This window comes from Aggregatibacter sp. oral taxon 458 str. W10330 (genome assembly GCF_000466335.1).
Taxonomy (GTDB): domain Bacteria; phylum Pseudomonadota; class Gammaproteobacteria; order Enterobacterales; family Pasteurellaceae; genus Aggregatibacter.
Genome location: NZ_KE952608.1, coordinates 74,257 through 95,522, shown reverse-complemented (window position 1 = coordinate 95,522; position 21,266 = coordinate 74,257). Strand labels below are relative to the sequence as shown.

The window sequence follows — 21,266 nt, the reverse complement described above, 5'->3', positions numbered from 1 at the left end:
CAACAAGTTGCACGCTACGATTCACTAAAAAATAAACACGGTTGCCAGCTTTCACAAACCTCTTGAGGAGCTTTGTTGAAGTATAGGTCCTTTTTATAGGGAGCCTAAAACCGCACGTTTTACGTTCGGATTGTTATTAAGTGCACATTTCTTTTGCGATGAAAAAAGGAAGTGCGGTGATAAAAAAGCGTGTTTTTTGCGCCTAGATGATGGCAACGCTAGTAAAAGTATGAGGACATTTATCGTGATTGATGTTGTTAGGTTTGCGGTGTTTTTAACCGCACGTTGACTTTTCTTACTGCTGATAGCGGAATTCTATGCTAGAATCCGCACGCAATTTTTTATTACGACAATGTAGGAAAGTATATGAACATTTTAGAGGGGCAGATTGCTGCACCAAATGCAAAAATCGCCGTGGTTATCGGGCGTTTTAACAGCTTTATTAATGAAAGCCTTTTGGAAGGCACACTGGATGCATTGAAACGCATCGGTCAAGTAAAAGATGAAAATATTACATTGGTTCGTGTGCCGGGCGCATATGAATTGCCATTAGTTGCCCGTCGATTAGCAGAAAGCAAAAAATTTGATGCAATCGTTGCATTAGGCACGGTGATTCGTGGTGGCACAGCACACTTTGAATATGTGGCAGGCGAAGCCAGCAGTGGTTTAGGCAAAGTGGCGATGGAATCTGACATTCCGGTGGCATTTGGCGTATTGACGACAGAAAACATTGAACAAGCCATTGAACGTGCCGGTACAAAAGCCGGTAATAAAGGCGCAGAGGCCGCATTGGTTGCGTTAGAAATGGTGAATCTTTTAAATCAAATTCAGGCGGTGTAACTTACGATGACCGAACAAGTGAAAAAAATTTCTCCTCGTCGCCGTGCCCGTGAATGTGCCGTACAAGCCCTATATTCTTGGGCAATTTCGCAGAACTCACCGGAAATCATCGAACTTAACTTCATGACCGAACAAGACATGAAGGGCGTAGATACCCCGTATTTCCGTAAATTATTTCGCCAAACCGTAGAGAACGTAGAGGCGGTGGAACGTACCATGCAAGGCTATTTGGATCGCAGTTTAGCGGAATTAGATCCGGTTGAGAAAGCCGTTTTGCGTTTAGCAGTGTATGAGCTGCAATTTGAGGTGGATGTGCCGTATAAAGTGGTAATCAATGAGGCGATTGAAGTTGCCAAAGTGTTCGGCGCAGACGAAAGTCATAAATACATTAATGGTGTATTGGATAAAGTTGCACCACTCGTACGACGTTAATTTTCATTGAGACAGGGAGGCGCAATGAGAGAAGGGGAGTTTGATATTATTCAACGTTATTTTACTGCCTCTAAGCGCGCGCCTCGCAAAGACGTCCTCCTTTCGGTCGGTGATGATTGTGCTGTTACCGAACTGAATCGAAATCAACACCTCGCCATTACAACAGACACGATGGTTGAAGGCGTGCATTTTTTACCGAGTATCCGACCTGCAGATTTGGCTTATAAAGCCGTGGCGAGTAATTTGAGTGATCTTGCGGCGATGGGTGCAGAACCGGCTTGGATCTCCTTAGCCTTGACGATACCCAACATCGATCATGCGTGGTTGACGGAATTTAGTGAGAGTTTTTTTTCGATTCTCGATCACTATAACGTGGATCTCATTGGCGGAGATACGACCAAAGGCCCGTTAAGCATTACCATTACCGCACAAGGCATTATTGCGAAAGATAAAGCACTGTGTCGCCACAATGCCAATGTTGGCGATTGGATCTATGTATCCGGCACCTTGGGCGATAGTGCAGGCGGATTGTCTTATTTATTGCAAGGTAAAAGTGCAGTGAATTCTGCACAAGAATTTCTGATTCATCGTCATCTGCGTCCAACGCCGAGAGTGTTGCTGGGCATGGCGCTTTCTTTAACACACTTAGCCAGTTCAGCGATTGATATTTCTGATGGTTGTGTGGCGGATTTAACGCATATTTTAGAACGTAGCCAATGTGGTGCGGTAATTGAGTTAGATAAATTGCCGCTATCGGCTGAATTAGTCAGTGAATTTGGTTTGGCACAGGCGGAACAATATGCTTTGAGTGGCGGCGAAGATTACGAACTTTGTTTTACTGTGCCGGATAGCAACAAAGCCAAATTAGCTAAGGCATTGGCGCATATTGGCGTGAACTATACTTGCATTGGACAAATTCGTGCGATTCACCCTAAAAATAAAAATCGCATTCAATTCCAACGCCATGGTCAACGGGTAGAAGTCGAATTCGCTGGCGGTTTCGATCATTTTAAATAGGTCTTTTATTATGACTGCACCACAAAATCCCCTTGAACGGGTGACGTTGCGCAATCCTATTCATTTTCTCGCATTGGGTTTCGGTTCCGGTTTATTGCACCCGGCGCCCGGTACTTGGGGCAGTTTGGTGGGCATGATCGTTGGCGCATTATTATTGCCTTGGCTGGGTGCAAAAACGTTTTTTATATTGACCGCACTTTGTTTCTTTCTTGGCATTTGGTTATGCGAACGCACCAGCCACGACATGGGCGTACACGATCACGGCAGCATTGTCTGGGATGAGATCGTCGCGGTTTTCTTGGTGCTGTTGGCTGTGCCGCAAGTGTCCTTATTTTGGTGCGCTGTTGCTTTTGTGACTTTCCGCCTGTTTGATATTTTAAAACCTTACCCTATTCGCTATTTCGATGAAAAACTTACCAATGGTTTTGGCATTATGGTGGATGATATTTTGGCAGCAGGTTATAGCATTCTCGTCATTCTTGCCTTAGCGCATTTTATCTAGCGACATCATGTTACATTTAATGTTCGTTCATTTGATGGGATTGCTTTCGCCAGGGCCCGATTTCTTTTATGTCAGCCGTGCTGCGGCAATGCATTCTCGGCGAACCGCAATTTATGGTGTGATGGGCATTACGATTGGCGTGTCTATTTGGGCGACGGCTGCAGTGTTAGGTTTGGCGATTGTGTTCAAAACGATGCCGGCGTTGCAAGGTATTGTCATGGCATTGGGTGGTAGCTATTTGTTTTATCTCGGTGTAAAAATGGCTCGGATCACAACCAATGCGGTATTTGATGAAACCAATTTGCGACAAAACACCGCGTCTAAAAATGAAATCATCAAAGGCTTGTTGGTGAATTTATCCAATGCCAAAGTAGTGATTTATTTCAGCAGCGTGATGTCTTTTGTCCTCGTCAACATCACCGAAACGCGGCAAATGTTGACCGCACTTTTTCTTATCACGTTAGAAACGTTTGTTTATTTCTATGTGATTTCCCTCTTATTTTCACGTCCCTTTGCAAAACGTTTTTATAGCCGATATAGTCGCTATATGGATAACGCGTCAGGCGTGATTTTTATTTTATTTGGCGCGTATCTCATTTACAGTGGTGCGTTGAAAATTATAAATTAGTTTAAATCGGAGAAGATTATGGCGTTAAGAATTGCCATCGTAGGCGCAGGTGGACGCATGGGGCGTCAGTTGATTCAAGCAGTACAAAATGCAGAAGGCGTGGTATTAGGCGCGGCATTTGAGCGTAAAGGCTCTTCATTGGTGGGTGCGGATGCCGGTGAGTTGGCGGGCATTGGTCACTTAGGCATTCAAGTGGGCGATGATTTAAACGCGGCAAAAGAACAATTCGATGTGCTGATTGATTTCACCCGTCCGGAAGGCACCTTGGAACATTTGGCATTTTGTGTGGCGAATCAAAAAAATATCATTATTGGCACGACGGGCTTTGATGATGCAGGCAAAGAGGCAATTAAAGCCGCAGCAGAACAGATTGGCGTTGTGTTTGCCTCTAACTTCAGCGTGGGGGTGAATCTGGTGTTCAAATTATTAGAAAAAGCCGCCAAAGTGATGGGCGATTATTGCGACATTGAAATCATCGAAGCGCATCATCGCCACAAAGTGGATGCGCCGTCCGGCACCGCACTTTCCATGGGCGAACACATCGCGAAAACCTTGGGGCGTGATTTGAAAACCCACGGCGTATTTTGCCGTGATGGCATTATCGGTGAGCGCAAACGAGATGAAATCGGTTTTTCAACGATCCGCGCTTCCGATGTGGTGGGCGAACATAGCGTTTGGTTTGCCGATATTGGCGAACGCGTTGAAATTGCTCACAAAGCGTCTAGCCGTATGACCTTTGCGAACGGCGCCGTGCGTGCGGCGAAATGGCTTGAAGGAAAAGACCAAGGCTTGTTTGATATGACGGATGTGTTGGATTTAAATAATTTATAAGCTAAGAAAAAATCGCATAATTGAACCGCACTTTGAGAACTTTGAGCGAATGGCTTCGCTTGAGAGAAGAGCTTAAAGTGCGGTCGTTTTTTACGGCAGTTTTTACTGTGCCATCTTTTTCGCCGTCTTCAAAAATCCTTGCGCTGAATTGTAGATTTCGGCTTTGCCTTGGGCGTTTAGAATCAGATCGGACATTTCACGGAAGGCGCCTTTGCCACCGCCTAAGCCTAGTGTGTAATCAGCGCAGTTTTTGACATATTCCGGTGCATCGGCAACCGCGAAGGAAAGTCCACAAACAGCGAAAGCGGGGAGATCAACGCTGTCATCGCCAATGTAAGCCGTTTGCTCCGGCGCAACACCGGCTTGGCGGCATAATTCAAAACAGGCGCTTTCTTTTTCCAGTTTGCCTAAAAAAGCGAGTTTAATGCCTAAATCGGTAATGCGTTTGCGCAAAATTGCCGAATCACGTCCGGATAATACAGCGACCTGAATGCCGGCTTCCATCAACATGCGAATGCCTAAACCATCGCGCACATGGAAACTCTTGAGCGCTTCGCCGTTTGCATCGTAGTGCAGTAAACCGTCCGTTAATACGCCGTCCACATCGGTGATAACGAATTTCACCTGTTTTAATTTTTCTTGTAATTCCGTTGTCATTAGCTTGAGAACTCCACTAAACCGACCACATTTTGTGCATCATCCACCACAACCAAAGAATGAATTTTGTGCGCTTTCATGTAATTTTCCGCTTCAGATAAATAGGTATCCTGATGGATAGTTTTTGGATGAGAGGTCATCAATTCCTGTGCGGTTTTGCTCAGTGTGTTAGCACCGTTGGCCGTTAATGCACGGCGAATGTCACCATCGGTGATAATACCGCGTAATTGCTGTTGCTCCATGACCAACGCTACGCCCATACGACCTTCATTCATAATGGTTAAGCAATCGGTGAAGGAGGTCGTTAAGGCGGCAATCGGTAAACGGGTTTGCATTTGATCTTTCACGCGGCATAACAAACGGCGGCCTAAGCTGCCGCCCGGATGGAATTTTGCAAAATCTTCCGGTTGGAAATCACGGGCGCGCATTAAACAAACCGCTAACGCATCGCCCAATGCCATGGTCACAACCACGGAGGTGGTCGGGGCAAGATTGTTCGGGCAGACTTCCCGTTCTACGCGAATGTCCAACACATAATCCGCATGACGCGCTAAAGTGGAATTTTTATTGGACGTGAGCGCAATGATTTTGTTGCCGAAGTTTTTTAGGCTTGGAATGAGTTCGTTTACATCGTCGGTTTCGCCGCTGTAAGAAATGAGCATCACCACATCAATGGGTTTCAGCATGCCTAAATCACCGTGAAAGGCTTCCGTAGGATGCAGGAAAAAACTCGGTGTGCCGGTGGAAGCAAAGGTGGCGACCATTTTTTTCCCCACTAAACCGGATTTGCCGATACCGCCGATTACTAAGCGTCCTTTGCAATTTAAAATTAAATCAACAACCTCAGTGAAGGTGTCGTCTAATTTTTCGCTGAGTTGCCCGAGGGCTTTTTCTTCAACGCCCAGCGTTTCCCGAGCGATCTGTAAATAATCCATGGAAGTTTCCTTATTGGCACAAAAGTGCGGTGTTTTTTAGGCCTGTTTTTATGGCGTTCATTCTAGCCCAACTTTTTACGTAACACTATATTTCACCTTGAATTTACGCTATACTGCGCGCCTGAGTTGGTCAGGCAATCGCCGGTCTATTGAAGCCCTCAAATTCGCGCAAGTGTAACCTAGGGGACAAGTAGGCGGGAGGAAAGTCCGGGCTACACAGGGCAGAGTGCCGGATAACGTCCGGGAGGCGAGAGCCTACGACAAGTGCAGCAGAGAGCAAACCGCCGATGGCCCGCAAGGGATCAGGTAAGGGTGAAAGGGTGCGGTAAGAGCGCACCGGGCCGCCGGTAACGGTTGGCAGCAGGGTAAACTCCACTCGTAGCAAGACCAAATAGGAATCCAATGAATGGCCCGTTCAGGATTCGGGTAGGTTGCTTGAGCGTATGTGTAAATATGCGCCTAGATGAATGATTGTCCACGACAGAACCCGGCTTATCGACCAACTCCCTTTTTCTTTTCAAAAACACGGTCAAAACTCACCGCACTTTTCTCTTTTTCCAATAAAACAAACATTTTTTCTCATTGAATTCATTGGCATACTTGATTTTCCTCTTTTTGTCGCCATTATAGCCAAGCGTGTTTTTATTACTGTTTTATTGAGGAGTTTTTCATCGATGATGCGCATTTTACTTTTCCTTGCGACCAACATGGCAGTATTGTTGGTTTTTAACATCATTTTATCGTTAACCGGCATTCAATCTCGTGATGCGAGCGGTTTAATGCTGTTTGCCGCATTATTTGGTTTTGCGGGTTCGATTATTTCGTTATTTATGTCCAAAACTATGGCAATTCGTTCTGTGGGGGCTGAAGTGATTCAACAACCGCGCAACGAAACAGAACGTTGGTTATTGGATACTGTATATTCACAAGCGGATCGTGCCGGTTTGCCTCGCCCGGAAGTTGCTATTTATCATTCTGCGGATGTGAACGCGTTTGCCACCGGCGCAAGCAAAAACAATTCGTTAGTGGCGGTGAGTACCGGATTGTTAAATAAAATGACTCGTGGCGAAGCCGAAGCAGTTTTAGCGCACGAAGTTAGTCATATTAAAAACGGTGATATGGTGACCATGGCGTTACTACAAGGTGTTCTCAATACCTTCGTGATTTTCTTATCACGCATCATTGCCAACGTAGTCGCGAATTCTCGTAATCAGGATAACGAAAGTTCAAATAATTCAGGAATCTATTTCTTAGTTTCGATGGTGCTGGAAGTCGTATTTGGTTTCTTAGCCAGCATGATCGCTATGTGGTTCTCTCGTCAACGCGAATTCAGGGCTGATGCAGGTTCGGCGAATTTAGTGGGTAAGCAAAAAATGATTGATGCGCTAAAACGCTTACAAAACTTGCATGAGCCGGAAGAGCTCGAAGGTTCCACCTTGGCGGCATTTGCCATTAACGGTAAACGTGGTGGCGGCTTAAAAGAATTATTCTTAAGCCACCCGCCGTTGGAAAAACGTATTGAAGCGTTGCAACAGTTACCTTAATAATAAAATGTATTTTTAATCAATAGAGGCTTTTTTAAGCCTCTATTTTTTTTGCCAAAAGAAAACACCTGAAAAGTTTCATGAGAAAGGCAAACGGAAGAATAAAGTGCGGTCATTTTTCCCAATAAATCTTCGTTTTATGACAGAATAATTTCTGCGGTGATGGATAAATTGCGTGATTTTCTAAACAGTTAGTATTATTATTGACAGAATTTTAGATAAATTAATCATCACAGAGGATATTTATGCAGCATCTTAAAGATCTTGTGGAAAAAGCAAGAAATGCCATAGACAACATTGAAGATAAAAGCCTTGCCGCGCTTGATGAAATTCGCGTGGAGTATTTTGGTAAGAAAGGGCATTTTACCCAATTAATGCAAGAGTTGCGCAACGTGTCGGCGGAAGAGCGTCCGGCCGTAGGGGCGAAAATTAATGAAGCCAAACAAATTGCATTGGATTTCTTAAATGCGAAAAAAGCAGAATGGGAACAAGCTCGATTAAATGCACAATTAGAAAATGAACGTATTGATGTGAGTTTACCGGGACGCAAAGTGGAAATTGGCTGTTTACATCCGGTTTCGATTACTATTGAGCGCGTCACCAAATTCTTCTCTGAACTGGGTTTTTCTGTGGAGTCCGGTCCTGAAATCGAAAGCGATTATTACAATTTTGATGCCTTAAATATTCCTAAACATCACCCGGCACGTGCCGATCACGACACATTCTGGTTTAATCCTGAATTATTGTTAAGAACGCAAACTTCCGGGGTACAAATTCGTACCATGCAAAAACAACAGCCGCCAATTCGCATTATGGCGCCGGGACGCGTGTATCGTAACGATTACGACCAAACCCACACACCGATGTTCCATCAAATCGAATTGTTGTATGTGGACAAACACGCCAATTTCACTGAATTAAAAGGCCTATTGCATGATTTTTTACGCGCTTTTTTCGAAGAAGACTTGCAAGTGCGTTTCCGTCCGTCTTACTTCCCATTCACCGAACCTTCTGCCGAAGTGGATGTCATGGGTAAAAACGGCAAATGGCTAGAAGTGTTGGGTTGCGGTATGGTGCATCCTAACGTTTTACGCAATGTCGGCATTGACCCGAACGAATACTCCGGTTTCGCAGTGGGCATGGGAGTAGAGCGTTTAACCATGTTACGCTACAACGTCACAGATTTACGTTCATTCTTCGAGAATGATTTACGCTTTTTGAAACAGTTTAAATAATTTTGAGTGAGAGATAAGTATGAAATTTAGTGAACAATGGGTACGCGAATGGGTTAATCCGGCGATTTCTACGGAACAACTTTGCGAACAAATTACCATGTTAGGCTTGGAAGTTGACGGAGTAGAAAAAGTTGCCGGCGATTTCACCGGTGTTGTCGTAGGCGAAGTTGTGGAATGTGCACAACATCCTGATGCGGATAAATTACGCGTAACCAAAGTGAATGTGGGCGGTGAGCGTTTGTTAGACATCGTGTGTGGTGCACCGAATTGCCGTCAAGGCTTGAAAGTCGCTTGTGCGGTAGAGGGTGCTAAATTACCGGGCGATTTCAAAATCAAGAAAACCAAATTACGCGGCCAACCTTCCGAAGGCATGCTTTGCTCATTCAGCGAACTTGGTATTGAATCTGATGCCAATGGGATTATCGAATTACCACAAGATGCGCCTATCGGTACCAATTTACGCGATTATTTAACATTAGACGACAGCGCTATTGAAATCAGCTTAACGCCAAACCGTGCGGATTGCTTAAGCATTGCCGGCGTGGCGCGTGAATTAGCCGTGGTGAATAAACTTCACGAAAATCCACCGCACTTTGAGGTGGTTAAACCGACCATTAGCGATAAAGTACAAATTGATGTTCAAGCTGCCGAAGCCTGTCCACGTTATTTATTACGTGTGATTAAGAATGTCAACGTTAAAGCGCAATCGCCAATGTGGTTACAAGAGAAATTGCGTCGTTGCGATATTCGTTCCATCGATCCCATTGTGGATGTCACGAACTACATTTTGCTTGAATTGGGCCAACCAATGCACGCTTTTGATATGGCAAAAGTGGCGCAGCCGGTACAAGTTCGTATGGCGAAAGAAAATGAAGAGCTTGTCTTGTTAGATGGCACAACTGCGAAACTTCAACCGAACACTTTAGTGATTGCCGATCAAAATGGCGCGTTGGCAATGGCGGGGATTTTTGGTGGTGAAGCCAGTGGTGTGAATGTAGAAAATACAAAAGATGTGATTTTAGAAGCGGCATTTTTTGCGCCATTAGCGATTACCGGTCGCGCGCGTCAATATGGTTTGCATACAGATTCGTCTCATCGCTTTGAACGTGGGGTGGATTTTGAGCTGCCACGCAAAGCAATGGAAAGAGCGACCGCACTTTTATTGGACATCTGTGGTGGTGAAGCCGGTGAAATTTGTGAAGTAACGAATGAAGCGAATTTACCAAAACGTCAACAAGTTACATTACAACGTCACAAATTAGATGCATTACTTGGACATCATATTGAAACAGAAACCGTAACGGATATTTTACAACGTCTTGGTTTGCAGGTTTCTTACGCCAACGACAGTTGGACAGCAGTTGCGCCATCTTGGCGTTTCGACATTGAAATCGAAGAAGATTTGATTGAAGAAGTGGCACGTATTTATGGTTATAACAGCATTCCAAATAATGCACCGTTGGCCCATTTGCGTATGCGTGAGCATAGCGAAGCGGATATTGAATTATCGCGTATCAAAGCGGCATTAGTGAGTTGCGATTTTTATGAGGCTATTACTTATAGCTTTGTTGATCCGAAAATTCAAAGTTTATTACATCCGGAAATTAAACCGCTTATTCTACCGAATCCGATTTCTGTTGAAATGTCCGCGATGCGGGTTTCTTTACTAACCGGCTTGCTTGGTGCCGTGATTTATAATCAAAATCGTCAACAAAATCGCGTGCGTTTATTTGAATTTGGTTTACGTTTTATACCGGATGAAAAAGCCGAATTTGGTGTACGTCAAGAACACGTTTTTGCGGCAGTGATGACCGGTTCTAAAGCTCGTGAGCAATGGAGCGAAAAAGCGGTCCCTGCGGATTTCTATGATTTAAAAGGGTATATTGAAAACTTACTTTCATTAAGTTCTGCTGGAAATCGAGCAAAATTTGTAGCAAAATCCTACACAGCATTACATCCGGGGCAATCTGCTGCGATTATGTTAGATGAAGAAGAAATTGGTTTTATCGGTCAACTTCATCCGACGATTGCACAAAAAATCGGTATCAATGGCAAGGCATTTGTGTGTGAAATTTCCATTGCATCTATTTCTCGTCGTGATATTGCGAAAGCAAAAGAAATTTCCCGCTTCCCGGCGAACCGCCGTGACTTAGCTCTTGTGGTTGCAGATAGTGTTGCAGCAGATGATGTATTAGACGCTTGTCGTGTTGTAGGCGGTGATAAATTAACGCAAGTGAATTTGTTTGACGTTTACCAAGGTAATGGCGTCGCAGAAGGTCATAAGAGCTTAGCGATAAGCCTCGTGATTCAAGACAATGAAAAAACCCTTGAAGAAGATGAAATTAACGCAGTAATTTCAGCGGTATTATCTGAGTTAAAACAACGTTTTAATGCTTACTTGAGAGATTAAACTATGACATTAACTAAAGTAGAACTCGCCGAGAATCTTATTGAGAAATTTCATTTCAGCAAGCGCGAAGCCAAGGATTTGGTCGAAAGTTTCTTTGAAGAAATTCGCGTTGCGTTAGAAACCGGGAATGACGTGAAATTATCCGGATTTGGTAATTTTGAGTTGCGCGATAAAGCCTCTCGCCCGGGACGGAATCCCAAAACCGGTGAAAGCGTGCCGGTTTCTGCCCGACGTGTCGTGGTATTTAAACCGGGACAAAAATTGCGCAATCGGGTCGAAAAAGTTAAACCGAAAGCCTAATCAATATAAGCTATCAATAATCCTCTTGTTGATAGCTTTTTAGTTTGAGATCACTCATCAATGCGTATTTTAAAATCTTTAGTGTTTTGCGGTTGCGTACTGGCATTAAGTGCCTGTTCCGGCAGCGGCTATCAGTCTTCAAAGCTTAATTACAAAGGGCAAATTAACGATCCCATCATGGCGATTGCCTTATTAAGCGAACAACAACATGAATGGGCAGGGACGCCTTATGTGCTTGGTGGACGGGGGCGTAAGGGAGTGGATTGTTCCGGTTTTGTACAGACCACGTTTTTCGATCGTTTTGGCATAAAATTGCCTCGTCAAACTAAAGAGCAAGCCAATTATGGGCAATATATTGAAAAAGAAGATATTCAAACCGGGGATTTGGTTTTCTTTAAAACTGGGCGTGGGCCAAACGGTTATCATGTCGGCATTTATGTCAAAGAAGACAAATTCCTGCACGCCTCAACAAAAGGCGGAGTGGTTTATTCTTCCTTAAACAGTGATTACTGGCGAAAAACCTATTGGCAAGCGAGACGAATCTAAAATACCGCTTTTCTCACCAGTGCGAACAGATCAGGGCGAACAGATCTTCGTCGTAAGACTCGCCATGTTTATATCACAAGAAAGTAGTACAACATGAAATTTATTATCAAATTATTTCCTGAAATTATGATTAAAAGCGAATCCGTGCGGAAACGGTTCGTGAAAATTCTGACCAGCAATATCCGTAATGTATTAACAAAATATGATGATACGGTCGCGGTAATAAAGCATTGGGATTATATCGAAGTGCGGTCGAAAATCGACGCAAATTTACCGATGCTTATCGAGCAATTACAACGCATTCCGGGCATTCACCATTTTCTGCAAGTGGAAGAGAAACCCTTCGCGAACTTGCATGAGATTTTTGAGCAAACACTGTCGGATGTGGCATCCCAATTAGAAAATAAGACCTTTTGCGTGCGTGTGAAACGTAAAGGCAAACATGAATTTAATTCATTGGAAGCCGAGCGTTACATCGGTGGCGGATTAAATCAACATATTGCCAGCGCCAAAGTACAACTGAAAAATCCAGATGTGACGGTGCGTATTGAAATTGAAGATGACAAAATGATGCTGGTGCGTGCCCGTTATGAAGGCATCGGCGGTTATCCGATTGGTACGCAGGAAGATGTGTTGTCGCTGATTTCCGGCGGATTTGACTCCGGCGTATCCAGTTATATGTTGTTGCGCCGTGGTTCTCGTGTGCATTATTGTTTCTTTAATTTAGGCGGTGCGGCACACGAAATTGGCGTAAAACAAATGGCGTATCATATTTGGCAACGTTACGGCAGCTCCCACAAAGTGCGTTTCGTGGCGATCAATTTTGAAGGTGTGGTAGGCGAGATTCTCGAGAACGTGGATAACGGCCAAATGGGCGTGGTACTCAAGCGCATGATGGTGCGCGCGGCGTCCAAAATCGCGCAACGTTTCGACATTCAGGCGATTGTGACAGGGGAAGCGCTAGGACAGGTTTCCAGCCAAACCTTAACCAATTTGCGTTTAATTGATGAAGCTGCCGAGGTGTTGGTGTTACGCCCATTAATTACACACGACAAAGAAAAAATCATCGCCATGGCAAAACACATTGGCACCGATGATATTGCCAAATCCATGCCGGAATTTTGCGGTGTGATTTCCAAAAATCCGACAGTGAAAGCGATCAAAGCGAAAATTGAACAGGAAGAAGGCAATTTCAATTTTGCCGTGTTGGAAAGTGCGGTGGAAAATGCGCAATATTTAGATATTCGCCAAATTGCCGAGCAAACGGAGAAAGATGTCGTTTCCGTGGATGCCGTGTCTGTGTTGGGTGAAAATGATGTGATCATTGATATTCGTAGCCCGGAAGAAATCGACGAAAACCCGTTACACATTGAAAATCAAGCAATGATTCTGCTGCCGTTCTATAAACTTTCCGGTCAATTCGCTGAGTTGGATCAAAGTAAGCATTATGTGCTGTATTGCGAACGTGGCGTGATGAGCAAATTGCAGGCGCTGTATTTGAAAGAAAGTGGATTTAATAACGTGAGTGTGTTTAAAAAATCACGTTAAAATCGACCGCACTTTAAAGGATGGCGGGATACTGATGAGAGATTATCATGCCTATCCCGTCGATAAATACAAAAAACGCTTGAGAATTATGTTAAAACCGCTTTTCTTCACTGCGCTTTTCTTTCCGACTTTGGCGATGGCGCAGTCTTATATTGTCTATGATTTTACCAATAACCGAATGCTGGAAACTCACCAACCAAACAGCGTGCAACCTATCGCCTCTGTGACAAAGTTGATGACGGCAATTGTCTTTCTAGAACATAATCGAAATGCGCGTTGCACAACGTCCATTACCGGTGAGGATATCGACCATATCAAAGGCACGCACACGACCTTACCCAAAGGCACCCCCATTGCCTGCCATGAATTATTAAAAGCTATGTTGGTGCATTCCGATAATTACGCCGCCCATGCATTGTCCCGTTCGGCAGGTATGAGCCGTGCGCAATTTATTCAAAAGATGAATGAAAAGGCACGAACATTAGGCATGACATCCACTCATTTTAGCGACAGTTCCGGGTTATCTACCGGCAATGTGTCTAGCGCGTTGGATTTAGTCAAATTGGCTAAATATTCGCTGAATAAAGCCGAAATTAACTACCTTTCCAACCTTTCCTCAACCCACATCAACACGGGAAAGCGCCGTGTTTTTGTGAAAAATACCAACAAATTGGTGCGGGATGAAATATTCAGTGCGGCAGTGAATAAAACCGGTTACATCCGCGAATCAGGATACAATTTGGTATTCGTCAATAAAGTGCCTTGCAATCAAGCCATCATCGGTGTGATAAGCCTGAATAACGCCTCTTCCGCTTCGCGTTCTAATTTCACCAAAAATAAACTGGAAAAATACGGCTGCACCGCATTAAATAATAAAGTGCTCAGTGATTTTGTTGAGGATGTGCAATACGAAGAAGGCTATGATGAAGAAGGGATGGATGCCTTGATCAAAAAGGTGACGGAATAATCGGCATTGTTTCGCTGAGTGGTGAAAACGTGGCTTTTTTTGACCGCACTTCCTACTTTCAAGCTGTTAGAAAGCACAAATTCCTGTATAATTCCCGCAATTTTTTGTTGATATAACACTGCTGTGAGATCCCTAATGCTTGACACATCACAAACCATTCCTGAACTGGTCTCTTGGGCGAAAGAACGTGAATTTTCTTTAAATTTACCGACAGAACGATTGGCATTTCTATTGGCGATTGCAATTTATAACGATGAACGTTTTGACGGTGAAATCTTGGAAAGCGATTTAATTGATATTTTTCGCCATATTTCTACCGCATTTGATTTATCGAAAGACATGGTCGCCACACGTGCCAATAACGCCATTAACGAATTAGTAAAACAGCGTTTTCTTAATCGCTTTAGTAGTGAGTTTACCGAAGGATTGGCGATTTATCGCTTAACGCCGTTGGGGGTAGGGGTCTCTGATTATTACATTCGTCAACGCGAATTTTCTGCTTTACGCCTTTCCGTTCAGCTCTCCATTGTGGCCGATGAAATCCAGCGTGCGTCTGAGGCTGCCGAAGAAGATGGCGATGAGCATTATTGGCGTCGTCATGTGTTTGCCCCATTGAAATATTCTGTTGCTGAAATTTTTGACAGCATTGACTTGTCACAGCGCATTATGGATGAAAATCAACAAAGCATTAAAGAGGAGATTGCCGCGTTGTTAACAAAAAATTGGCAGGCAGCCATTTCCAGCTGTGAACAATTATTAGATGAAACTTCCGGGAATTTACGGGAACTCCAAGACACGCTAAATGCGGCAGGCGACAAATTACAGGCGCAGTTATTACGCATTCAAGATTGTGTGATCGGTCGCCAAGAATTGTATTTTGTTGATGAATTAATCACCAATTTACAAACGAAATTAGACCGCATCATCAGCTGGGGACAGCAAGCTATCGACTTGTGGATCGGCTATGACCGCCATGTGCATAAATTTATCCGTACTGCCATTGATATGGACAAGAACCGTGTCTTTTCCCAACGTTTACGCCATTCTATTCATCATTATTTCGACAACCCTTGGTTCTTATGGACAGCGCAAGCAGAACGTTTGGTGGACTTGCGCGATGAAGAATTAGCCTTACGTGAAGAAGACGCGCTGGGTGAATTGCCGGAAGAATTGCAATACGAATCTTTAGCCGATATTCGCGAGCAAATTGTAGAACATATGCAAACGTTGCTTGTTAATTACCGTGAGCAAAACCGTCCGATTAATTTGAGCATTGTCTTAAAACAACAGCTCGAACATTATCCGTTGTCACAACATTTTGATGTGGCGCGTATTATTGTGGATCAGGCGGTGCGTTTAGGTATGGCAAGCGATGACCTCGCCGGAATCTATCCGCATTGGGCAGGTATTAATGAGGATGGCGCCGAAGTTCAGGCGAATATTATTGATAAATATTAAAAGTGCGGTCGAAAATCCACGCGTTTTTTGAGGCGTATTTCGCTATCGCATAAATAAGACAATAACAGAGCAATTCAGTTAGAGAAAAAATAATGACAGACAACCTTCAAGATGTAATTTCCCCAAAATTGGCAGCCGCCATTGCCAATCCGTTATTTCCGGCGGTGGACAGCCAGTTGCGTTCCGGTAAACATATCAGTACAGAACAGTTAGACAACCACGCTTTTTTACTTGATTTTCAAACGGAACTGGATCTGTTCTATCGTCGCTATAACGTCGAACTGATTCGTGCGCCGGAAGGTTTTTTCTATTTACGTCCAAAAGCCACAACGCTCATTGCCCGTTCCGTGTTAACCGAATTGGAAATGTTAGTGGGTAAGGTGTTGTGTTATTTGTATTTAAGCCCGGAGCGACTAGCCCAACAAGGGATTTTCAGTACCCAGGAAGTGTATGACGAATTACTGAATTTAGCGGATGAAGGCAAGCTACTAAAAGCCGTGAATCAACGTTCCAGCGGTTCCGATTTAGATAAACAAAAACTGGCTGAAAAAGTGCGTGCGGCAATCGGTCGATTGCGCCGTTTAGGTATGATTTATACCGTCGGTGAACCGAACAGCGGAAAGTTTACCATTTCTGAGTCTGTATTCCGTTTTGGCGCAGAAGTGCGTGCCGGAGATGATCCGATTGAAGCACAATTACGCTTAATTCGTGATGGTGAAGCGGCAACGCCACAATCTTTACAAGCTGAAAAAGCCGCATTACAACGTGATACAGAAAGCAGTGAAAACGAGACTGACGTTGAAGACGAATTCGTAGAAGAGGAACAAGAATAATGACTGAAGAATTATCCCTGGAAAATGAAGTAATGGATACGGTATCCTCTGATGTAGCGCCGGTTATCTTTAACCAAAACAGTGGGGTAGAACGCGGTAAATTCCGTTCTCTAACGCTCATCAACTGGAACGGTTTCTTCGCCCGCACCTTTGATTTAGACGAATTGGTGACCACACTTTCCGGTGGTAACGGTGCCGGTAAATCTACGACCATGGCCGGATTTGTGACAGCGTTGATTCCGGACTTAACCTTATTGCACTTCCGTAACACTACGGAAGCCGGTGCAACAAGCGGTTCTCGTGATAAAGGTTTGCACGGTAAATTGCGTCCGGGCGTTTGTTATGCGGCGTTGGATACCATTAACTCCCGTCATCAAAGAATTATTGTGGGTGTCCGTCTGCAACAGGTGGCTGGGCGTGATAAAAAAGTGGATTTAAAAACCTTTTCTATTCAAGGCGTAGAATTGTCTGTCAATCCGACCGCACTTTTCACCGAAACCATTAACGAACGTCAAGCGCGCGTACTGACCTTAAATGAACTAAAAGACAAAGTTGAGCAGGGCGGTGCCCAATTTAAACAATATCACTCCATCACCGATTACCACGGCATGATGTTTGATTTGGGGATTATTCCAAAACGCTTACGTTCTTCTTCAGACCGTAGCAAATTCTATAAATTGATCGAAGCCTCTTTATACGGCGGTATTTCCAGTGCCATTACCCGTTCATTACGAGATTATTTATTGCCGGAAAATCTTGGCGTGAAAAAAGCCTTCCAAGACATGGAAAGTGCTTTACGTGAAAACCGCATGACGCTAGAAGCCATTAAAGTCACCCAAGCAGATCGCGATTTATTCAAACATTTAATCACCGAATCCACTAATTATGTGGCAGCGGATTATATGCGAAATGCCAATGAGCGCCGTGGCAATATTGAAACCGCATTAAATTTCCGTCAGGAGTGGTATAAAGCCAAATCCGAACAGGATTTATCACAACATCGTTTGGTTGATTTAAGCCGTGAAGCCGCCGAATTGGCAGAAAATGAAAGAATCCTAGAAGTGGATCATCAAAGCGCGCTTGATCACCTGAATTTGGTGTTAAATGCGTTACGTCATCAGGAAAAAATTTCTCGTTATCAAGAAGATGTCAACGAACTGACCGAGCGTTTGGAAGACCAAAAAATGGTGGTTGAAACCGCTAACGAGCAACTGGAAGAAAGCCAGGCGCAATTTGAACAAACAGAACAAGAAGTTGATAACCTGCGTTCCCAATTAGCAGATTATCAACAAGCCCTAGATGCGCAACAAACGCGCGCATTGCAATATCAGCAAGCCATTCAAGCCTTAGAAAAAGCCAAGACGTTGTGCGGATTAGCCGATTTATCGGTAAAAAACGTGGAGGCATATCACGAAGAATTTGAAGCGCAAGCGGAAGCATTGACGGATAACGTGCTTGAACTAGAGCAAAAAATGTCTATTTCCGAGGCGGCGAAAACGCAATTTGATAAAGCCTATCAATTGGTTTGCAAAATTGCAGGTGAGGTGCCACGTTCTGCCGCGTGGGAAAGTGCCAAAGAATTATTACGCGAATATCCGACACAGAAACTCCAAGCGCAACAAACGCTGCAATTGCGTGCTAAGTTACATGAGTTAGAGCAACGCTTAAATCAACAACAAAGTGCGGTCAGATTATTAAACGATTTTAATCAACGTGCGAATCAAAACTTAGAAACGGCGGATGAATTGGAAGCGTTTTATGGCGATCAAGAAGCCTTAATTGAGGATTTATCTGCCGAACTTTCTGATTTAGTTGAGCAACGTTCAACGCTACGTCAAAAACGTGAAAATTTGACCGCACTTTATGATGAAAACGCACGTAAAGCGCCGGCTTGGTTAACCGCTCAAGCCGCATTGGAACGTTTGCAGGATCAAAGTGGCGAGCAATTTGAGGACAGCCAGGATGTGATGAATTTCATGCAATCACAGCTGACCAAAGAACGTGAATTGACCATGGAACGCGACCAACTCGAGTTTCAACGTCAGCAATTAGATGAGCAAATTAGCCGTTTAAGTCAGCCGGATGGTTCGGAAGATGCCCGTTTGAATGTGCTGGCAGAACGTTTCGGTGGCGTGTTGCTGTCTGAATTATACGATGATGTGCCGATCGAAGACGCGCCTTATTTCTCTGCCTTATACGGCCCGGCACGCCACGCTATTGTGGTACGTGATTTGAATGCGGTGAAAGAGCAACTCGCTAATTTGGAAGATTGCCCGGAAGATTTGTATTTAATCGAGGGCGATCCGGCGGCGTTTGACGACAGCGTACTTTCCGCGCAAGAGTTAGAGCTTGGTGTAGTTGTTCAGGTGTCTGATCGTGAATTACGTTATTCCAAATTCCCTGAAATTCCGTTGTTCGGCCGTGCAGCTCGTGAAAAACATTTGGAAGAATTACAGGCTAAACGTGAGGAAGTGGCGGAGCAGTACGCACAACGTGCTTTTGACGTACAAAAATGTCAGCGTTTGCATGAACATTTTAGCCAGTTTGTTGGTTTGCATTTAGCCTTGGCATTCCAAGCCAATCCGGAACAACTGATGGCGCAGACCAATCAACAACGCAATGAAATTGAACGCGAGCTTAATCAATTGGTGATCGGCGAGCAACAAATTCGTCTTCGTTTAGATGATGCGAAAGAAAGAATGCAGTTGTTAAATAAATTAATTCCGCAATTGCCATTATTGGCTGATGATAGCTTAACTGATCGCATTGAAGAATGCCGTGAGCAATTAGATTTGGCAGAGCAGGATGAATTATTTATCCGTCAGCACGGCGTCACGTTGTCACAATTAGAACCTATTGCTAATATGTTGCAAAGTGACCCGGAAAATTACGAGCACTTAAAAGCCGATTATGAACAAGCCATTCAGCTACAAAAACAAGTACAGCAAAAAGTCTTTGCCTTGGCGGATGTGGTGCAACGCAAAGCGCATTTCAATTATGCGGAAAGCGTACAAACGGAAACCTCTGAATTAAACGAACAGTTACGCGCGCGTTTAGAACAAATGCAGCAACAACGCGAAATTCAGCGCGAACAATTACGTCAAGTTCAAGCGCAATATGCGCAGTACAATCAAGTGTTGATTCAATTGCAAAGTTCTTTCAACAGTAAAAATCAAATGTTGCAGGAATTGATGCAAGAAATTGGTGAATTGGGTGTGCGTGCTGATGAAGGCGCGGAAGAGCGTGCCAAAATTCGTCGTGACGAGTTATATCAACAACTTTCTACTAATCGCCAACGCCGTTCTTACATTGAAAAACAACTTACCCTTATCGAAAGCGAAGCGGAAAATCTGACTCGTCGTATTCGTAAAGCAGAACGTGATTATAAAACCCAGCGTGAGTTGGTGACGGCAGCAAAAATGAGTTGGTGTGTGGTGCTTCGTTTATCCCGTAATTCTGATGTAGAAAAACGTTTAAATCGTCGTGAATTAGCCTATTTATCCGCAGATGAATTACGTTCCATGTCAGATAAAGCGCTAGGTGCGTTGCGTACAGCGGTTGCTGACAACGAATATCTGCGTGATGCTTTGCGTTTATCAGAAGATAGCCGTAAACCGGAAAATAAAGTGCGGTTCTTTATTGCAGTGTATCAGCACCTGCGCGAACGTATTCGTCAGGATATTCTGAAAACCGATGACCCGATTGATGCAATTGAACAAATGGAAATTGAGCTTTCCCGCTTAACGGAAGAATTGACCGGCCGTGAACAAAAATTGGCGATCAGTTCTGAAAGTGTGGCGAATATCATGCGTAAAACCATTCAACGTGAGCAAAATCGCATTCGTATGTTGAATCAAGGCCTACAAAATATCGCCTTTGGTCAGGTGAAATCAGTGCGTTTAGTGGTGAATATTCGGGATACGCATGCCATGTTGTTGGATGCGTTATCCGGTAATCAGTCGGATTATCAAGATCTGTTCAGCGACAATCGGATGACTTTCTCCGAGGCTATTGCGAAGCTATATCAACGTCTCAATCCGCATATTGATGTGGGGCAACGTACTGCGCAAACCATCGGTGAAGAATTATTGGATTACCGTAATTACCTTGACTTAGAAGTGGAAGTTTACCGTGGCGCAGATGGTTGGTTGCGCGCAGAAAGCGGCGCATTATCCACCGGGGAAGCTATCGGTACCGGTATGTCCATCCTCTTAATGGTGGTACAAAGCTGGGAAGAAGAAAGCCGTCGTATCCGCGGCAAAGACATCGTGCCGTGCCGTTTATTATTCTTGGACGAAGCAGCGCGTTTGGATGCAAAATCTATTTCTACTTTGTTCGAGCTATGCGAACGCCTGGATATGCAACTATTGATTGCTGCACCGGAAAACATCAGCCCGGAAAAAGGTACTACCTATAAACTGGTGCGTAAAATCTCCGGTAATCACGAACACGTTCATGTGGTCGGATTACGCGGATTTGGTGCAACAGCATAAGCAACATCGCCCTATATTTTCATTGTAGCGTGCAACTTGTTGCACGCTACGCACGGAATCGTGAATGCCCGAAAGGGTTAAATAACGTTC

19 protein-coding genes and 1 other RNA gene are annotated in these 21,266 nt (G+C 44.2%); 17 read left to right on the top strand and 3 right to left on the bottom strand.

Annotated features, from left to right (window positions below):
* Positions 1–366 precede the first annotated feature (366 nt).
* The 6 genes from ribE to dapB are packed head-to-tail and all read left to right on the top strand — an operon-like array spanning position 367 to position 4,250.
* A complete protein-coding gene (gene ribE / locus HMPREF9065_RS04035; protein WP_021616258.1) occupies positions 367–840 on the top strand; it encodes a 6,7-dimethyl-8-ribityllumazine synthase in 474 nt (157 codons plus the stop codon).
* A 6-nt stretch (positions 841–846) separates the two neighbouring features.
* Positions 847–1,272, top strand: a complete 426-nt coding sequence (nusB, locus tag HMPREF9065_RS04040; protein ID WP_021616257.1) for a transcription antitermination factor NusB — start codon at positions 847–849, stop codon at positions 1,270–1,272.
* 24 nt (positions 1,273–1,296) lie between these two features.
* Positions 1,297–2,289 (top strand): thiamine-phosphate kinase, encoded by a 993-nt coding sequence (thiL, locus tag HMPREF9065_RS04045; protein ID WP_021616256.1) that lies wholly within the window; start codon positions 1,297–1,299, stop codon positions 2,287–2,289.
* Positions 2,290–2,299: 10 nt separating this feature from the next.
* Positions 2,300–2,791 carry a phosphatidylglycerophosphatase A family protein gene (locus HMPREF9065_RS04050; RefSeq protein WP_021616255.1) on the top strand — a complete coding sequence of 164 codons (492 nt, stop codon included), beginning with the start codon at positions 2,300–2,302 and terminating at the stop codon, positions 2,789–2,791.
* 7 nt (positions 2,792–2,798) lie between these two features.
* Positions 2,799–3,419, top strand: a complete 621-nt coding sequence (locus tag HMPREF9065_RS04055) for a LysE family transporter (protein WP_033002565.1) — start codon at positions 2,799–2,801, stop codon at positions 3,417–3,419.
* 18 nt (positions 3,420–3,437) lie between these two features.
* Entirely contained in the window at positions 3,438–4,250 is an 813-nt protein-coding gene (dapB, locus tag HMPREF9065_RS04060) for a 4-hydroxy-tetrahydrodipicolinate reductase (protein ID WP_021616253.1), read from the top strand.
* Between the two features lie 102 nt (positions 4,251–4,352).
* Here the strand turns inward: dapB and HMPREF9065_RS04065 are convergent, their stop codons facing one another.
* Together HMPREF9065_RS04065 and HMPREF9065_RS04070 are read right to left on the bottom strand one after the other, a co-directional pair.
* Positions 4,353–4,907 (bottom strand): KdsC family phosphatase, encoded by a 555-nt coding sequence (locus HMPREF9065_RS04065; RefSeq protein WP_021616252.1) that lies wholly within the window; start codon positions 4,905–4,907, stop codon positions 4,353–4,355.
* On the bottom strand, positions 4,907–5,842 hold the full coding sequence (locus tag HMPREF9065_RS04070) for a KpsF/GutQ family sugar isomerase (protein WP_021616251.1): 936 nt from the start codon (positions 5,840–5,842) through the stop codon (positions 4,907–4,909). The genes HMPREF9065_RS04065 and HMPREF9065_RS04070 overlap by 1 nt, the downstream gene beginning before the upstream one ends.
* A 122-nt stretch (positions 5,843–5,964) precedes the next feature.
* On the opposite strand from HMPREF9065_RS04070, the gene rnpB reads away from it, so the two are divergent.
* Positions 5,965–6,353, top strand: an RNA gene (gene rnpB, locus HMPREF9065_RS09780) — RNase P RNA component class A.
* Positions 6,354–6,371: 18 nt separating this feature from the next.
* Here rnpB and HMPREF9065_RS10105 read toward each other — a convergent pair.
* Positions 6,372–6,527, bottom strand: coding sequence for a hypothetical protein (locus tag HMPREF9065_RS10105; protein WP_156901101.1), 156 nt, complete (start codon positions 6,525–6,527; stop codon positions 6,372–6,374).
* Here HMPREF9065_RS10105 and htpX point away from each other — a divergent pair.
* The 10 genes from htpX to mukB all read left to right on the top strand — a co-directional run bounded on the left by htpX (position 6,517) and on the right by mukB (position 21,176).
* Positions 6,517–7,386 carry a protease HtpX gene (gene htpX / locus HMPREF9065_RS04075; protein WP_033002564.1) on the top strand — a complete coding sequence of 290 codons (870 nt, stop codon included), beginning with the start codon at positions 6,517–6,519 and terminating at the stop codon, positions 7,384–7,386. The genes HMPREF9065_RS10105 and htpX overlap by 11 nt on opposite strands.
* Before the next feature lie 245 nt (positions 7,387–7,631).
* A complete protein-coding gene (pheS, locus tag HMPREF9065_RS04080) occupies positions 7,632–8,621 on the top strand; it encodes a phenylalanine--tRNA ligase subunit alpha (RefSeq protein ID WP_021616248.1) in 990 nt (329 codons plus the stop codon).
* A gap of 19 nt (positions 8,622–8,640) precedes the next feature.
* Entirely contained in the window at positions 8,641–11,031 is a 2,391-nt protein-coding gene (gene pheT, locus HMPREF9065_RS04085; RefSeq protein ID WP_021616247.1) for a phenylalanine--tRNA ligase subunit beta, read from the top strand.
* Positions 11,032–11,034: 3 nt separating this feature from the next.
* A complete protein-coding gene (locus tag HMPREF9065_RS04090) occupies positions 11,035–11,331 on the top strand; it encodes an integration host factor subunit alpha (RefSeq protein ID WP_021616246.1) in 297 nt (98 codons plus the stop codon).
* A 60-nt stretch (positions 11,332–11,391) separates the two neighbouring features.
* Complete coding sequence (locus HMPREF9065_RS04095) at positions 11,392–11,877, top strand: C40 family peptidase (RefSeq protein ID WP_021616245.1); 486 nt, start codon at positions 11,392–11,394, stop codon at positions 11,875–11,877.
* A gap of 93 nt (positions 11,878–11,970) precedes the next feature.
* Positions 11,971–13,425 (top strand): tRNA uracil 4-sulfurtransferase ThiI, encoded by a 1,455-nt coding sequence (gene thiI, locus HMPREF9065_RS04100; RefSeq protein WP_021616244.1) that lies wholly within the window; start codon positions 11,971–11,973, stop codon positions 13,423–13,425.
* Between the two features lie 88 nt (positions 13,426–13,513).
* Positions 13,514–14,392 carry a D-alanyl-D-alanine carboxypeptidase family protein gene (locus HMPREF9065_RS04105; RefSeq protein WP_033002568.1) on the top strand — a complete coding sequence of 293 codons (879 nt, stop codon included), beginning with the start codon at positions 13,514–13,516 and terminating at the stop codon, positions 14,390–14,392.
* A 135-nt stretch (positions 14,393–14,527) separates the two neighbouring features.
* Entirely contained in the window at positions 14,528–15,850 is a 1,323-nt protein-coding gene (mukF, locus tag HMPREF9065_RS04110; protein WP_021616242.1) for a chromosome partition protein MukF, read from the top strand.
* 92 nt (positions 15,851–15,942) lie between these two features.
* Complete coding sequence (gene mukE / locus HMPREF9065_RS04115) at positions 15,943–16,683, top strand: chromosome partition protein MukE (RefSeq protein ID WP_021616240.1); 741 nt, start codon at positions 15,943–15,945, stop codon at positions 16,681–16,683.
* Positions 16,683–21,176 (top strand): chromosome partition protein MukB, encoded by a 4,494-nt coding sequence (gene mukB / locus HMPREF9065_RS04120; RefSeq protein WP_021616239.1) that lies wholly within the window; start codon positions 16,683–16,685, stop codon positions 21,174–21,176. Before mukE ends, mukB begins: the two co-directional genes overlap by 1 nt.
* Positions 21,177–21,266 lie beyond the last annotated feature (90 nt).

Excerpts from the sequence above, each read along its gene's own strand:
- HMPREF9065_RS04050 (WP_021616255.1), top strand. The coding sequence starts at position 2,300 with ATGACTGCACCACAAAATCCCCTTGAACGGGTGACGTTGCGCAATCCT.
- HMPREF9065_RS10105 (WP_156901101.1), bottom strand. The coding sequence starts at position 6,527 with ATGCGCATCATCGATGAAAAACTCCTCAATAAAACAGTAATAAAAACA.
- HMPREF9065_RS04055 (WP_033002565.1), top strand. The coding sequence starts at position 2,799 with ATGTTACATTTAATGTTCGTTCATTTGATGGGATTGCTTTCGCCAGGG.
- nusB (WP_021616257.1), top strand. The coding sequence starts at position 847 with ATGACCGAACAAGTGAAAAAAATTTCTCCTCGTCGCCGTGCCCGTGAA.
- mukF (WP_021616242.1), top strand. The coding sequence starts at position 14,528 with ATGCTTGACACATCACAAACCATTCCTGAACTGGTCTCTTGGGCGAAA.
- htpX (WP_033002564.1), top strand. The coding sequence starts at position 6,517 with ATGATGCGCATTTTACTTTTCCTTGCGACCAACATGGCAGTATTGTTG.
- HMPREF9065_RS04105 (WP_033002568.1), top strand. The coding sequence starts at position 13,514 with ATGTTAAAACCGCTTTTCTTCACTGCGCTTTTCTTTCCGACTTTGGCG.
- mukE (WP_021616240.1), top strand. The coding sequence starts at position 15,943 with ATGACAGACAACCTTCAAGATGTAATTTCCCCAAAATTGGCAGCCGCC.
- HMPREF9065_RS04090 (WP_021616246.1), top strand. The coding sequence starts at position 11,035 with ATGACATTAACTAAAGTAGAACTCGCCGAGAATCTTATTGAGAAATTT.
- HMPREF9065_RS04065 (WP_021616252.1), bottom strand. The coding sequence starts at position 4,907 with ATGACAACGGAATTACAAGAAAAATTAAAACAGGTGAAATTCGTTATC.
- thiL (WP_021616256.1), top strand. The coding sequence starts at position 1,297 with ATGAGAGAAGGGGAGTTTGATATTATTCAACGTTATTTTACTGCCTCT.
- ribE (WP_021616258.1), top strand. The coding sequence starts at position 367 with ATGAACATTTTAGAGGGGCAGATTGCTGCACCAAATGCAAAAATCGCC.
- HMPREF9065_RS04095 (WP_021616245.1), top strand. The coding sequence starts at position 11,392 with ATGCGTATTTTAAAATCTTTAGTGTTTTGCGGTTGCGTACTGGCATTA.
- pheS (WP_021616248.1), top strand. The coding sequence starts at position 7,632 with ATGCAGCATCTTAAAGATCTTGTGGAAAAAGCAAGAAATGCCATAGAC.
- thiI (WP_021616244.1), top strand. The coding sequence starts at position 11,971 with ATGAAATTTATTATCAAATTATTTCCTGAAATTATGATTAAAAGCGAA.
- HMPREF9065_RS04070 (WP_021616251.1), bottom strand. The coding sequence starts at position 5,842 with ATGGATTATTTACAGATCGCTCGGGAAACGCTGGGCGTTGAAGAAAAA.
- dapB (WP_021616253.1), top strand. The coding sequence starts at position 3,438 with ATGGCGTTAAGAATTGCCATCGTAGGCGCAGGTGGACGCATGGGGCGT.
- pheT (WP_021616247.1), top strand. The coding sequence starts at position 8,641 with ATGAAATTTAGTGAACAATGGGTACGCGAATGGGTTAATCCGGCGATT.
- mukB (WP_021616239.1), top strand. The coding sequence starts at position 16,683 with ATGACTGAAGAATTATCCCTGGAAAATGAAGTAATGGATACGGTATCC.